This is a genomic window from Rhodoferax sp. (genome assembly GCF_023700745.1).
Lineage (GTDB): Bacteria > Pseudomonadota > Gammaproteobacteria > Burkholderiales > Burkholderiaceae_C > Rhodoferax.
The window spans coordinates 1-14,432 of the sequence record NZ_JAMPYG010000004.1; the positions used below are offsets into that span (position 1 = coordinate 1).

The 14,432-nt window shown below is 60.2% G+C and carries 13 protein-coding genes; 7 read left to right on the top strand and 6 right to left on the bottom strand.

The window, feature by feature from the left end:
* Window positions 1-200: 200 nt before the first annotated feature.
* The 5 genes from NDJ10_RS05210 to NDJ10_RS05230 all read left to right on the top strand — a co-directional run bounded on the left by NDJ10_RS05210 (window position 201) and on the right by NDJ10_RS05230 (window position 4,331).
* Window positions 201-1,133, top strand: coding sequence for a LysR family transcriptional regulator (locus tag NDJ10_RS05210; protein WP_296160129.1), 933 nt, complete (start codon window positions 201-203; stop codon window positions 1,131-1,133).
* 135 nt (window positions 1,134-1,268) lie between these two features.
* On the top strand, window positions 1,269-1,871 hold the full coding sequence (gene wrbA, locus NDJ10_RS05215) for an NAD(P)H:quinone oxidoreductase (RefSeq protein ID WP_296160130.1): 603 nt from the start codon (window positions 1,269-1,271) through the stop codon (window positions 1,869-1,871).
* 207 nt (window positions 1,872-2,078) lie between these two features.
* The gene (locus NDJ10_RS05220; protein WP_296160131.1) at window positions 2,079-2,486 is read left to right on the top strand and encodes a DoxX family protein; all 408 of its coding nucleotides are present in this window, start codon (window positions 2,079-2,081) and stop codon (window positions 2,484-2,486) included.
* 72 nt (window positions 2,487-2,558) lie between these two features.
* On the top strand, window positions 2,559-3,437 hold the full coding sequence (locus NDJ10_RS05225) for a pirin family protein (protein ID WP_296160133.1): 879 nt from the start codon (window positions 2,559-2,561) through the stop codon (window positions 3,435-3,437).
* 12 nt (window positions 3,438-3,449) lie between these two features.
* On the top strand, window positions 3,450-4,331 hold the full coding sequence (locus NDJ10_RS05230) for a pirin family protein (protein ID WP_296160134.1): 882 nt from the start codon (window positions 3,450-3,452) through the stop codon (window positions 4,329-4,331).
* A gap of 15 nt (window positions 4,332-4,346) precedes the next feature.
* On the opposite strand, the gene cobA is transcribed toward NDJ10_RS05230, so the two are convergent.
* The 3 genes from cobA to NDJ10_RS05245 form a co-directional block, all read right to left on the bottom strand.
* The gene (gene cobA, locus NDJ10_RS05235; protein WP_296160135.1) at window positions 4,347-5,129 is read right to left on the bottom strand and encodes a uroporphyrinogen-III C-methyltransferase; all 783 of its coding nucleotides are present in this window, start codon (window positions 5,127-5,129) and stop codon (window positions 4,347-4,349) included.
* Complete coding sequence (locus NDJ10_RS05240) at window positions 5,129-5,470, bottom strand: metalloregulator ArsR/SmtB family transcription factor (RefSeq protein WP_296160136.1); 342 nt, start codon at window positions 5,468-5,470, stop codon at window positions 5,129-5,131. Before NDJ10_RS05240 ends, cobA begins: the two co-directional genes overlap by 1 nt.
* 104 nt (window positions 5,471-5,574) lie before the next feature.
* Entirely contained in the window at window positions 5,575-7,200 is a 1,626-nt protein-coding gene (locus NDJ10_RS05245) for an iron ABC transporter permease (protein ID WP_296160137.1), read from the bottom strand.
* A 58-nt stretch (window positions 7,201-7,258) separates the two neighbouring features.
* On the opposite strand from NDJ10_RS05245, the gene NDJ10_RS05250 reads away from it, so the two are divergent.
* Both NDJ10_RS05250 and NDJ10_RS05255 read left to right on the top strand, forming a co-directional pair.
* Window positions 7,259-8,416, top strand: coding sequence for an ABC transporter ATP-binding protein (locus tag NDJ10_RS05250; RefSeq protein ID WP_296160138.1), 1,158 nt, complete (start codon window positions 7,259-7,261; stop codon window positions 8,414-8,416).
* A 129-nt stretch (window positions 8,417-8,545) separates the two neighbouring features.
* Entirely contained in the window at window positions 8,546-11,599 is a 3,054-nt protein-coding gene (locus tag NDJ10_RS05255; RefSeq protein ID WP_296160139.1) for an EAL domain-containing protein, read from the top strand.
* Window positions 11,600-11,659: 60 nt separating this feature from the next.
* Here the strand turns inward: NDJ10_RS05255 and NDJ10_RS05260 are convergent, their stop codons facing one another.
* The 3 genes from NDJ10_RS05260 to NDJ10_RS05270 are packed head-to-tail and all read right to left on the bottom strand — an operon-like array spanning window position 11,660 to window position 14,432.
* Window positions 11,660-12,127, bottom strand: a complete 468-nt coding sequence (locus NDJ10_RS05260; protein ID WP_296160140.1) for a CreA family protein — start codon at window positions 12,125-12,127, stop codon at window positions 11,660-11,662.
* A gap of 15 nt (window positions 12,128-12,142) precedes the next feature.
* Window positions 12,143-13,450 carry a dihydroorotase gene (locus tag NDJ10_RS05265; protein ID WP_296160141.1) on the bottom strand — a complete coding sequence of 436 codons (1,308 nt, stop codon included), beginning with the start codon at window positions 13,448-13,450 and terminating at the stop codon, window positions 12,143-12,145.
* Between the two features lie 19 nt (window positions 13,451-13,469).
* On the bottom strand, window positions 13,470-14,432 hold the full coding sequence (locus NDJ10_RS05270; protein ID WP_296160142.1) for an aspartate carbamoyltransferase catalytic subunit: 963 nt from the start codon (window positions 14,430-14,432) through the stop codon (window positions 13,470-13,472).

A 14,432-nucleotide genomic window follows, 5' to 3' on the forward strand; every position in this document is an offset into this window, starting at 1 on the left:
AGGTTCCTTGATAAGTTAAAAAAGTCTGGGCAGATGAAGGTCATTTCTTGCCTGTCCGTTCTCTCTGAAGCGTTTCATGGTGTGCGCCTCATCGATGGGTTGAATTATTAAATTTCTATTTCAAAAGATAAATGATGCAATAATCATTGGCATGTTGTTGATTGCGCAATAATCACGGCGTCCAATTCACCGGAAGTACCATGGATCGATTGATGTCAATGCGGGTTTTTCAGAAAGTCATCGATGAAGGTGGCTTTGCCGCAGCCGCCCGGGCGCTGGACATGTCGCCAGCGGTGGTGACGCGCCTGGTGGCCGATCTGGAGGACCATCTGGGCACGCGCTTGCTGCACCGCAGCACCCGCCGTTTGTCACTCAGTGTGGCAGGTGAGACCTATTTGCAACGGTTGCGCGCCATATTGCAGGACATTGACGAGGCCGACAGGCTGGCAAGCTCCCAAACGCATGAACTCAGTGGTGTCTTGCGTGTGCTGGCGCCACCCGTGCTGGCATCACATATTCTGGCCCCCCTGATTGCAGGGTTCAGGCAGCTTTACCCGAAGATCCTGCTCAACATCGAGGTGGCCTCTTTCAAGGAGCCACCCATTGAGGACTACGACATCACGCTGCTGCCGACCGATGAAGCCTTTGACGCCAATGTGATTGCGCGCAAGATTTCCGCCACGGAAGCCGTTCTGGTCGCCTCACCCGCCTACCTCCAGCGTAAAGGCGCGCCAGCAACACCGCAGGATCTGGCTGCCCATGAGATTCTGCGCTTGAAGGCGCCGGGCCTGCGGTCGCACACCTGGCGCTTGTTGAATTCAGCGCGTCAGGACGAGGCGTTGGATGTGATGGTGGAACCCGGTCTGTGGATCAACCATACCGATACCCTGCTGCGGGCGGCCCTGGATGGGGCCGGCATTACCTCGGTCGCCGTCGATTTGGTAGCGCCCTACTTGTCACGCGGTGAACTGGTGCGCGTCTTGCGCCCGTGGATCACGGGCCGGCTCAGCTTGTATGCAGCACTTCCCAGCCGTCAATTCATGCCTGAGCGCACACGTGTTTTCCTGGAGTATCTGACTGAGCAGACGCGCATCGAAGTCAACCAGGCGGTACAGGCCTGTGAGGTCTGCTAATGGCGCCCCTGCGGACAACGCCAACAATTGGCCAATCAACGCGTTCCTGACTTTGTGATTAAGATGGACGGCCCATAGTGCTTTTCGCGATGCGGCCGGCGATTCAACAGGCGCAATCTTCCCCAAGGAGCTTCCATGTCCAAAGTTCTCGTCCTCTATTACTCAACCTATGGCCACATCGAGACCATGGCGCAAGCGATGGCAGAGGGGGCTCGCTCAGCCGGGGCCACGGTTGAGGTCAAGCGCGTGCCAGAAACGGTGCCGTTGGAGATTGCCAGGTCGGCCCATTTCAAGGTCGAACAGGCTGCTCCTGTAGCGACCGTGGCAGAACTGGAAAGCTACGACGCCATCATCGTCGGTGCGCCCACCCGCTTTGGCCGCATGCCGGCACAAATGGCCGCTTTCCTCGATGCCGCGGGCGGCCTGTGGGCGCGCGGCGCACTCAACGGCAAAGTGGGCGGCGCCTTCACTTCCACCGCCACCCAGCACGGCGGGCAGGAAGTCACGCTGTTTTCCATCATCACCAACCTGATGCACTTCGGCATGACCATCGTTGGCCTGCCTTACAGCTATCAGGGTCAGATGACGCTCGATGAGATCGTCGGCGGCAGCCCCTACGGTGCCACCACGATCGCCGGTGGCCAGGGCCAGCGTCAACCCAGCGCCATTGAGCTGGACGGGGCCCGCTTTCAGGGCAGGTTGATCGCCGAGACCGCCAACAAGTTGTTCGGCGCCTGAGCGCGCCTGAACCGGCAGGCCCGGCGCTGCCCCAAGGCCACGACGTTGGCCATGTCAAGAGTGCATTGGGGTCCATGCCCGGGTTTGATTGTTCCTAAATTGGATCAATCATATCCATATCAAGGGATTCTCAATTTCATTGTTGACAAATAAACTTCATCCATCGCAACACCCTAAGTTCATCTCAACTTTTAAAGGAATCCCATCATGTCCACAGCCATTCAAAACCCGCTTAACCTGGCCGCCCGCCTGCTCATGGTCGCCTTGTTCCTGCCCGCCGGCATCGGCAAGCTCACCGGCTTTGCCGGCACCGTGGGGTATATCGCTTCGGTGGGTTTGCCACTGCCCACTCTGGCAGCCGCCGTAGCCATGATCGTTGAAATTGTCGGTAGCCTGGCACTGCTGGCGGGTTTCGGTACCCGCATCGCGGCCTTGGTGCTGGCGGCATTCACGCTGGTGGCCAGCTTTTTCTTCCACGCTTACTGGGGTGTTCCTGCCGATCAGGCTTTCATGCAGCAACTGCTGTTTTACAAGAACATGGCCGTGGTCGGTGGCTTGCTGGCGATTGCCGCCAATGGCGCAGGCGCCTGGAGTCTCGATTCGCGCCGCGCTTGAATCTGGTTTTTGAAGAACGCCTGAACCCGCCAGGGTGCCGATGCGCATCCTGGCCTGATGAAAAATTTGCACATGAATACCACCACGAACAAGCCCAGTGTTGAGGTCACGCGCACGGTTGAGCGGCTGGTTGCCGGCCAAGCCACCTCGGACGGTGCTGGCGTCAAGCTCAACCGCGTGCTGACGCAGAACCTGCAGCATCGGCTCGATCCTTTCCTGATGCTCGATGCTTTTGGCAGCGACCAGGCTGACGACTATATCGCCGGCTTTCCCGACCACCCGCACCGCGGTTTCGAGACCATTACCTACATGATTGCCGGGCGCATGTTGCACCGTGACAGCGCCGGCCATGAAGGCCTGCTGGAGAACGGCGGGGTGCAGTGGATGACCGCCGGCAAGGGCGTGATCCATTCCGAGATTCCGCAGCAGGAAGAAGGTGTGATGGAGGGGTTTCAGCTCTGGCTGAATTTGCCCAAGCGCGACAAGATGAACACGCCCTGGTACCGCGACTTCAAGGCCGATGAGTTGCCCAAGTTCACCACGGCAGAAGGTGTGGTTGTCACCGTGATTGCCGGCGCCAGTCATGGCGTGCACGGTGCCGTGACGCGCGATGCCACGCAGCCCAATTACCTGGATCTGCATTTGCCGGGTGGCTCGCATTTTGCCCAGCAGTTGCCGGCCGGTCACAATGCTTTTGTGTATGTCTACCGCGGTGAGGTCAGCATTGCCGGCAAGGCGGTGCCTGCTCAGCGCATGGCCATACTGGCCAATGCGGCGCAGGCCGATGGGGTCGTGATCGAGGCCAGCGTGGACGCCAGGGTGTTGCTGGTTTCAGGCCAGCCCCTGAAGGAACCGATCGTTCAGTACGGCCCTTTTGTGATGAACTCGCAGGATGAGATTTACCAGGCGCTGAGCGATTTCCGCGATGGCCGGCTCGGGGAAATCGCCTGAGAGAGCACCACCATGACCGAACTTCTGCGCCTGAGCGGCCGTGTGAGCGACCTGGCTGAAGGTCTGACAGTGCGCCGCATCCTGCCCTCGGCAGCCCGGCGCGCGGTCGGGCCCTTTGTGTTCTTTGATCACTTCGGCCCCGTCACCCTGCAGGCCAGCACTGACAGTGATGTTGGCGGCCACCCGCACATTGGCTTGGCGACGGTGAGTTATTTATTTGAGGGCAGTCTCCTGCACCGTGACAGTCTGGGAACGGTGCAGACCATCACACCGGGCGCCATCAACTGGATGACGGCCGGGCGCGGCATCGTGCACAGCGAGCGTGTGACGGATGCGCAACGTGGCAAGTCACGCCGCCTGCACGGTTTGCAGCTCTGGGTGGCACTGCCACCGGCACGCGAAACATGTGACCCGGCTTTTCAGCATGTGCCAGCGGCCGATCTGCCCACGCTGGAGCAAAACGACGGCATCCTCATCCGCGTGCTGGTCGGCGCGGCCTTTGGCGTGCAAAGCCCGGTGCTGACCGCGTCGCCCACCCTTTACCTAGACCTGCAGTTGGCCGCACACCGTGAATGGACGCTGCCACCACTGGCCGCCGAGATGGCGCTCTACAGCCCGGAGCACAGCCTTCAAGTCAACGGTCAGGCGATGGCGGCACAGGAGATGGCCGTGCTGCCCACCCACTCAGGCGCAACACTGCGCCCCGGCCCGCGTGGCGCGCGGCTGGTGGTGATTGGTGGCGCGCCACTGGCACAGCCGGTACGCATGTGGTGGAACTTCGTGGCATCGGATCGGGAGCGCATTGCCGAAGCAGCCAGGCGCTGGGCGGATGGCGGCTTTGCGACCATCCCGGGTGAGATCGATCGAATTGCTGCGCCACCGTGGCGCGGATAACGCAGACTGCGTCAGTCAGTCCAGCGTGGCATTGGCAAGCGCATACCAGGCCAGTTCCTGGTGCAGCTTGACCACTTCGCCAATGATCGTCAGGCACGGTGATTTCAGACCGGCTTGCGCCACCCGCTCTGCCATGTTCGACAAGGTACCGGTGACAACCACCTGGGTCGGCATGCTGCCGTCCTGAACCACGGCAATGGGCAGGTCGGGCGCCGCCCCATGCAGCACCATCTGCCTGCATATATCGGGCAAGCCACTCAGTCCCATGTAAATGACCACCGTCTGATTGGATCTGACCAGACTGGGCCAGTCCAGGTCGGCCGTGCCATCCTTGAGGTGACCGGTGACAAACAGGCAACGCTGCGCGTAATCGCGGTGCGTGAGCGGAATGCCCGCATAACACGCCACCCCGGCAGCGGCCGTCACGCCGGGCACCACTTCAAATGCCACCCCGGCGGAGACCAGCGCCTGGAGTTCTTCGCCGCCGCGGCCAAAAATGAAGGGATCGCCGCCCTTGAGACGCACCACCTGCTTGCCCTCGCGGGCCAGCTTCACCAGCAGGGCGTTGATCTGCGCCTGGCGCAGGGTGTGCTCATTGCGCCGTTTGCCAGCGTAGATGCGCTCGGCCTTGGGCGACACAAATTCAAGCACGCCATCGGACACCAGGTTGTCATAAACGACCACATCGGCTTGCTGGAGCAGGCGCACGGCGCGCAGCGTCAACAGCTCGGGCTCACCCGGGCCGGCGCCCACCAGATAGACACATCCGCCAGGGCACGCAGTGTGTGTTTCCGTCATCACGGATGAGGGGTTGACTTGCGGTCGATTTCGTGACACACCGCCTCACAAATCGACACGATGCGCTGATCAATGATGCGGTAAAAAATTTGCACACCCTCGCGGCGCTTGCCCAGGATACCGGCCTGGTACAGGGTATTGAGATGCTGCGACATATTGGGCTGCGTGGTGTCCACCTGTGTCAGCAGGTAGCTGACATTTTTTTCGCCATCGCACAGGCAATTGATGATCTTGAGCCGCATGGGCGCCGACATGACACGAAACAAGTCAGCAGCCGACTCAAACGTCTGATCGGTTTTGAGTGTTTTTGGCTTATCCGTGGAAGTCGGCTGAAGTGGCATGACGCAGTGTCCTTATGGCTCATGGAGCTCGGGTGAAATCTGTTCTTGAAGCTATCAAAAGTTTACTCGCAACTTGCAACAAACTTACATTTTTGATTTTACGTTCAAGCCGGACTGGACCTGAGCGTGCGGCTCAACATGATCACCGGAATCAAGCCGACCAGTACCAGCACCAGCGACGGCAGCGCCGCTTCACCCAGACGCTCGTCGCGCGCCAGCTGGTAAGCCACCACGGCCAGGGTGTCGCTGTTGAAGGGACGCAGCACCAGGGTGGCGGGCAACTCCTTCATCACATCGACAAACACCAGCAACAAGGCACCCGCGGTGGAGCGCCTGAGCAGCGGCCAGTGCACCCGTTTCAACAGCCCCCATTCGCCACTGCCCAGCATGCGTGCGGAGTCGTCAAAACTGGCCGGGATACGGGCATAGCCGCTTTGCACCGACTGCAGTGCCACCGCACAAAAGCGCACCAGATAGGCCCACACCAGACCCAGCGCCGTGGCGGTCATGAGGTAACCCGCACCGCTCCCGGGCCAGCGGGCCTGCAACCAGCCCACGGGCAGCAGCAGGCCAACCACAATCACTGCGCCAGGGACCGCATAACCCAGGCCCGCCAGTTGCACCGCCCAGCGGGTGGGCGCATCAGGGCGGCGCCGTACGCTGAACGCCAGCACCAAAGCCAGGGCAACCGCCAGCACCGCGCTGATCAAACCCAAACGCACGCTATTCAGGGCCCAGCCTGAAAATGAGCCCCAGGACAGCACCGACCAATCGGCAATCAGTGGCCGCAGCATGAACAACACCGGCAACACAAAGCCGGCCAGCACCGGCAAGCCACACAGCAGCCAGGCCAGACCCAGCTGCCCGCCCGTGAGGTGCTGCGCCCGCGCATCCATGGACCCGGCCCGGGCGCCGCGGCTGGCCGCAAAGCGCAATTTTTGGCGGGAACGGCGCTCCAGAAACAGCAGCAGCGCCACCATCACCAGCAGCATGGTGGACAACTGGGCCGCAGCCAGGCGGTTGTCCATTGAAAGCCAGGCCTTGTAGATGCCCGCGGTAAAAGTTTGAATGCCAAAGTAGCTCGATACGCCAAAGTCGGCCAGGGTTTCCATCAGGGCCAGCGCGGTACCAGCCGCCACCGCCGGACGCGCCAGTGGCAAGGCGATCTCGAACATGCGCCGGCGCATGGGCGCGCCGAGCAGGCGGGCAGCCTCCATCAACTGCGCCGCCCGTTCACTGAGGGCGGTGCGCGCCAGCAAATAGACATAGGGGTAGAGCGAAAAGATGAACACCCAGGCGGCACCGCCCAGGTTGCGCACTTCGGGAAACACCCTGCCCTGCCAGCCCGTGAGTTCGCGAACCATGGTTTGAAACGGGCCGCTGAACTGCAAAAAGTCGGTGTAGGCATAAGCCACCACGTAAGCCGGCATGGCCAGCGGCAACAGCAACGCCCACTCAAAAAACCGCCTTCCGGCAAAATCAAACAACGTGACCGCCGCCGCACAAGACAAGCCCACCACCACCACCCCGACACCCACCAGCACACTCAGGACGAGCGTCGTCCCCAGGTAATCAGGCAACACGGTTTGCGCCATCTCACGCAGGATTTGCCAGGCCGCACTGTCGGCGTCGCCCATGGACAACCAGGAAACCATCACGGCCAACACCGGGAGCATGAAGACCGCCGTCAACAGCAAAAACAAAAACTGACGCAGTCTGAGCAAGCGCATGTAGGGATAAATGGGTTAAAAGAGCAAATGCGAATTGTAGGCATTTACAATCATTTTCATGTTTCTAGAAGTCTCTCAGCTCAGTGTCACCTATGCCGGTCAAAGCAGTCCGGCCGTGCAGAACGTGTCTTTCGGCCTTCGTGCCGGGGATATTGGCGTGCTGATCGGGCCGTCGGGTTGCGGCAAAACCACGCTGTTGCGCGCGGTGGCCGGGTTGGAGCAAGCCAGCGCAGGTGTCATCCGACTCGGGGGTGAGGTGGTAAGCCAGGCCGGCCAGTCGCTGCCGCCGGAGTTGCGCCATGTGGGCATGGTGTTCCAGGACTACGCGCTGTTTCCCCACTTGAGCATTGGCCGCAACGTGGCCTTTGGCATTGCGCATTTGCCGCGTGCCGAGCGCCAGGCCCGGGTGGCCGAGGTGCTGGCGCTGGTGGGTCTGGAGGGGCAGGAGAAACGCTTCCCCCACGAGCTCTCGGGGGGACAACAACAGCGCGTGGCGCTGGCGCGCGCACTCGCGCCCGGACCGCGCTTGTTGTTGCTCGACGAGCCTTTTTCAAACCTTGATGTGGACTTGCGCGAGCGGCTTGCCTACGAGGTGCGCGGCATCCTCAAGGCGGCCCATGCCACAGCCCTGTTTGTCACCCACGACCAGCTGGAGGCTTTTGCTGTGGGCGACACCATTGGCGTCATGCACGAGGGCCAGTTGCACCAGTGGGACAACGCCTACACGCTTTACCACCGTCCGGCCTCGCGCTTTGTCGCCGAGTTCATCGGCCATGGCGTTTTTACCCCGGCGGTGATCCGCGACGTGGCAGGCCAGGTGGTGGTGCAAACGCCGCTGGGCAACCTGTCGGACATGGCCGAGTGCCCGCTGCCCTGCGCCTACTCGAACGGTGCCTGTGATGTATTGCTGCGCGCCGACGACATCGTGCACGACGACGATGCGCCGGTCAAGGCGCAGATCATGCGCAAGGCGTTTCGCGGTGCCGAATTCCTGTACACGCTGCGCCTGGCCACAGGCGAAACCGTGATGGCGCTGGTGCCCAGTCATCATGACCATTCCCTGGGCGAGTGGATTGGCATTCGCGCCCAGGTTGACCATGTGGTGACCTTCAACCGCGACTGCCCGCAGCACGACGGCCGCATGTGCCGCATGCCCTGCGAGTACACCGTGCGACCGGCCGAGCTGGTGCAGCACCCAGAAAAATATTCGATTTGACTGACATTTGTGTTCAGGCATCAGCAGGAACGCATGTAGCATGACAAGCTGCTATTTCAAAATGTCAGTCAAAAGATGTCCACTCATTGGCAACCGAATAAATTAGTCGCACCGTTGGTCACGCTGACCATGCTGGGGGTCACGGCTGGCTATTGGGCCAACGAGGAAAGTGAGTTGCTTGCTAAGCGTCAGCAAGTTTTTCAGGAGGCCGCCAATCTGGTCACACAAAACATTGACCAAAGCATTTCAAATATCAATGTGGTACTGCGCGGCGTCAAGGGGCTGTACGAGAGCTCCAGTGAGGTAACGCGCAGCGACTTTCGACAGTACTACAAGTCGCTGGAATTGGAACATATAAGGCACAGCCTGCAGGGGCTTGCCATCGCCGTCCGGGTGTCCCAGGCACACAAGCCCCGCCACCTTGCTGAGATGAACAGCCTCGGTATTTCCGACTACCGGATCAAGCCGGAAGGAGAACGCGCCCAATATGCACCGATTGTTTTGATTGAGCCTTTTGAGGGCAGCAATGTCAAAGCGCTTGGATTTGACGTTACGTCCAACCCTGGCTCGCTAGACGCACTGGAAAGGGCGCGCGACACGGGAGAGATGGCATTGACCGGTCGCATCAAACTGGTGCAAGACGACACGGATGCTTTGTCAGCCGTTGTCATGTATGTACCCATTTACGCCAAAGACGGACGCATCGGTACGCAAGAGGGGCGCCGTGAGGCGCTGGTTGGTTGGGTCAGCGGCCCTTTTCACATACACAACCTGTTGCGCAGCATGGAACAACAGATTCCAGACGATGTTGGTTTTGACATTTATGAAGGCGAAGCAGCGTTGCCGGGGGCGCAACTTGTTGGCTGGAAAACTGCGTCCGGTGTAACAGACCCGACATCTGAGCTGAACATCACCCGAACGCTGGAGATGGGTGGCAAGCGCTGGACCCTGGTCTTTCGCACACTGCCGGCATTTGAAAACAACTTTAACAACACACATGCACATTCGTTGATCGCCCTCATGGGCATCGCACTGAGTTTCTTGCTGGGTTGGCTGTCCTGGCTCCTCTTGACCGGGCGTGAACGGGCCGTTGTACTGGCCAGCAAAATGACGCAGGAATTACGCCAGACCCAGGCCGAGCTGGAAGCCACGCTGGATGCCGTGCCTGATGTTTTGTTCGAAGTCGATCTGGCGGGGCGTTATCACGCGTTTCGTACCTCCCGGCTCAACCTGTTGGCGGTTCCGCCAGAAATGTTTTTGGGCAAGTTGATCTCCGAAGTCCTGCCTGCACAGGCCTCCTTGATTTCCCGCGACGCCTTGCAGGAGGCCAATGCCAATGGCTTTTCCATAGGGCAACAAATCGAGATTCCGATTGGCGGCGAGCTCCACTGGTTTGAGCTCTCCATTGCCCGCAAAAATGACATCGGTGCCGGCGAGCCCCGTTTCATCGTGATTTCGCGTGATATCACGGAACGCAAGAAAAGTGAGGAGCAATTGCGACTTGGCGCGCAGATGTTCACCTCCAGCCGCGATGGCATCGTGATCACCGATGCACGCAACCGTGTGCTCTCGGTCAATCCGGCGTTCACGACCATTACCGGCTACAGCGAAGCCGAAACCATTGGCCGCTCTCCCGGCTTCCTTAAATCCGGTCGACACGACCAGGCCTTCTATGCTGCGATGTGGCAGGACATCCAGACGGATGGCTATTGGCAGGGAGAGTTATGGAACAAACGCAAAAATGGGGTCATTTATCCGGAGTGGCTGTCCATCAGTGCCGTCAAAGACGCTTCGGGAAGTATTACCAGCTACATCGGCATCCTGTCAGACCTCACCGACAGGAAAGCTGACCAGGAGCGCATTGCTTACCTGGACCACTATGACAAACTGACCCAGCTGCCCAATTCTGATCTCTTGTTTGACCGAGCCGCCCTTGCGCTGGCAACCGCCAAACGCACCAGCGGCCGCGTGTCCATGTTGTTTCTTGACATCGACCGTTTCCAGTACATCAACGACTCACTTGGCCGGTCTGTGGGTGATCAGGTTTTGCGGACGATTGCCACCCGCCTGGTCAGGAACTTGCAGGCCGATGACACCGTGTGCCGGCACAGCGCTGATGAATTTATCTTGCTTCTGCCCAATACCAGCGCCCACGGCGCGGCACACGCGGCCAGTCGAATGTTGGCCATCATCAAAGAGCCTGTGGTGCTTGACAGCGGGCAGGAGCTACGGCTGACAGCCAGCGTCGGGGCAGCCATTTACCCCGACAACGGCACTGACCTTGAAAAATTGACGCAGTGTGCCGGTGCCGCCTTGAAGCAGGCCAAACTCAACGGCCGAGACAACTTCAAGTTTTTTACCGAACAAATGCATGGGCAGGTGAACGACATCTTGCTCATCGAGAATCAGCTCCGCCAAGCGCTGTCCAAGGGGGAACTGCTGCTTTACTACCAACCGCAAGTCGATGCTCTGACTTGTCGGATGATTGGCGCAGAAGCACTGATACGTTGGCAGCACCCTGAATGGGGCCTGGTCTTGCCAAGCCGCTTTATTCCCATTGCGGAAAACAGCGGTCAGATCCTGGCGATCGGTGACTGGGTTTTGCGCACGGCAGTACAGCAGGTCGCCAGCTGGCAACGCGAAGGTCTGTCCGTTGTCCCCGTGGCAGTCAATTTATCGGCGCTCCAGTTTCACCAGTCCACCTTGTGTGAAACAGTAGGTGCGGCCTTGCAGAACAGCCAGTTGTCGCCTGCGCTTCTGGAACTGGAATTGACCGAGCGCATTGCCATGGAGGATTCCAGCTTGGCAGTTGAGCAGATAAGAAAGCTGCATGCCATGGGTGTCACGTTGTCGATTGACGACTTCGGCACCGGGTATTCCTCTTTGAGTTACCTCAAGCTCTACCAAATCGACAAACTCAAGATTGACCAGTCATTTGTGCGCGAGTTGGGGCATGATGACAATGACGGCGCCATTGTGCGAGCGATCATCAATATGTCCCACGGGCTTGGATTCAAGACCATCGCAGAGGGTGTGGAAACACAGTTCCAACTTGATTATTTGCGTGCCCAGGGGTGCGACGAAATTCAGGGTTACCTCTTTGGACATCCGGTCCCCGCAGAAGAATTCGCCAGCCTGCTGCGCAAAGCTGGCCCGCTTGAGAGCATTGAACCCGGCGTGTGACGCGATCCCGGTTTGACCACCCCGACCGGTTTCGACCGACCCGAGACCATTGACCAGCGCTTACTTCAGCGGTATGGGCTGCGCTGCCGGCACCGGCACTGCCGTCACGCTGTTTTTCGGGCTGCCATCAATGAGTTTGTCGGAGTACACCAGATAGACCAACGTGTTGCGCTTGCGGTCAACCATACGCACCACGCGCACATGCTTGAACAGAAAAGATGTGCGGGCATTGAACACTTCGTCTTGCATGGCGATCTTGCCCTTGAAGGCAATCGGCCCGATCTGGCGGCAAGCCACCGAGGCGTCAGACGTGTCTTCTGCCAAGCCCAGCGCGCCTTTGTAGCCACCTGTTTTAGCGTGCGACAAATAGCAGGCTACCCCGGCCACGTCAGGATCATCAAACACTTCCACAACCACTTTGTCGTTGGGACTCAATAATTTGAAGGTGGTACTGACGTCGCCCACGGTTTCAGCAACACCGCCCAGCGATGCGGACAGGAAAGCCAGGGCAAAGAAAACTTTTTTCATGCATGGACTGCCAGATCAACCCGCCTGATACGCCACGCGACCAGCCACCAGGGTGCAGCGCACACGTCCAGGTAACTCGTAGCCCGAGAACGGCGTGTGTTTACCCTGACTGACCAGGCTGTCGGCCTGCACCGTCCAGCCGGCTTGCGGGTCAAACACACAGACATCGGCCAGACCACCCACCTGCAAGCGTCCGGTGCGACCGAGCCGGGGGCCCAGCGCCGCGCCCAGCACCTGGGCCGGGCCGTCGGTGACCACCGCGATGGCGCGCGCCAGATCGATGCCGCTGTCCAGATGCCATTTGTAGGCCAGACTCAGCAACAGCTCCAGGCCGGTGGCACCGGGCTCGCTTTCGGCAAACGGCAAGTTCTTCGTGTCTTCATCCACCGGCGTGTGATCCGACACCAGCGCGTCGATGGTGGCATCCAGCAGACCGGCGCGCAGCGCGTCGCGATCGCGCTGCTGGCGCAAGGGTGGGTTCAGGCGCGCGCGGCTGTCAAAGTAGCCGATGTCGGCGTCGGTCAGATGCAAGGAGTTGATGCTGACGTCGCAAGTCACTTTCAAGCCGTCCAGCTTGGCCTGGCGCACCAGGGCGACACCAGCGGCGCTGCTGATGCGGCACAGGTGCACACGCGCCCCGGTGGCGCGCATCAACTCGAAAATGGTGTGCAGGGCAATGGTCTCGGCCATGACCGGCACGCCGCTCAAGCCCATGCGGGTGGCCAGTGCGCCACTGGCCGCCACGCCCTGCCCCAGAAAATAGTCTTGCGGGCGCAGCCACACCGCGTAGCCAAAAGTGGTCGCGTACTGGAAAGCGCGTTGCAGCACCTGGGTATTGCCCAGCATTCCCTCGGCCTGGCTGAAAGCCACACAACCGGCGTCGCTCAACATCGCCATCTCGGTCAGCGTTTCGCACTTGAGGCTGCGCGTCAGCGCGCCCAGCGGGTAAACGCGCGCCTGCTCCAGCTTTTCGGCCCGAAAGCGCAGCATCTCCACCAAGCCCGGTTCGTCCAGCACCGGGTCGGTATCAGGCTGACAGACCAGGCTGGTGACGCCACCGGCCATGGCTGCGGCCATTTCGGATTCGAGCATGCGGGCGTGCTCGTTGCCCGGCTCGCGCAGGCGCACCGCCAAATCCACCAGGCCCGGCAAGACCAGGCAGCCACCAGCCTGGATCGTCACATCAGCCTGGAAATCCGCAGGGATATCTTGAATCGCGACGACCGCGCCATTGGCTAGGGCGACATCCGCTTTGGCGTCCAGACCACTGGCGGGGTCGATGACCCGGCCGCCTTGAATGAGCACACGTGTTTGCTTGTTCATTGGTTGTTCTCAAAAAAGTTCAGGCTTCGTTGCCAGCCACGATGCTCATCACCGCCATACGCACCGCGATGCCAAAGGTCACCTGCGGCAGGATCACGCTTTGGCGCCCATCGACCACCGCCGAATCAATTTCGACGCCGCGGTTGATCGGGCCGGGGTGCATCACGATGGCGTCGGGCTTGGCCAATTGCAGCTTGGTCGGGGTCAGGCCAAAGCTCTTGAAAAATTCCTGGCTGGACGGCAGCAGCGCACCGCTCATGCGCTCGTTTTGCAAGCGCAGCATGATCACCACATCGGCGTCCTTGATGCCTTCCTCAAGGGTATGGCAAACCCGCACGCCCATCTGCGCCATGTCTGACGGCACCAGGGTCTTGGGGCCGACCACGCGCACCTCGGCACAGCCCAGCGTAGTGAGCGCGTGGATGTCAGAGCGCGCCACACGCGAGTGCAACACGTCGCCCACGATGGCCACCGTGAGGTTGGCAAAGTCGCCCTTGTAATGGCGAATGGTGTACATGTCGAGCAGCCCCTGGGTGGGGTGGGCGTGGCGGCCGTCACCGGCGTTGACCACGTGCACATGCGGCGCCACGTGCTGGGCGATCAGGTAAGGCGCGCCCGACTCGCTGTGGCGCACCACAAAAATGTCGGCAGCCATGGCGCTGAGGTTGGCAATGGTGTCGAGCAGCGACTCGCCCTTGGCGGCGGACGACTTGGCAATGTCGAGGTTGATGACGTCGGCGCTCAGACGCTTGGCGGCAATCTCGAACGTGGTGCGGGTGCGCGTGGAGTTCTCAAAAAACAGGTTGAAGACGCTTTTTCCCCGCAACAGAGGAACTTTCTTGACCTCGCGGTTGCCCACCGAAACGAAATTGGCGGCGGTATCGAGCACCTGGGTCAGGATGCTTTTGGGCAGGCCCTCGGTCGAGAGCAAATGGATCAGCTCGCCGTTTTTATTGAGCTGCGGGTTACGCTGGTACAACAT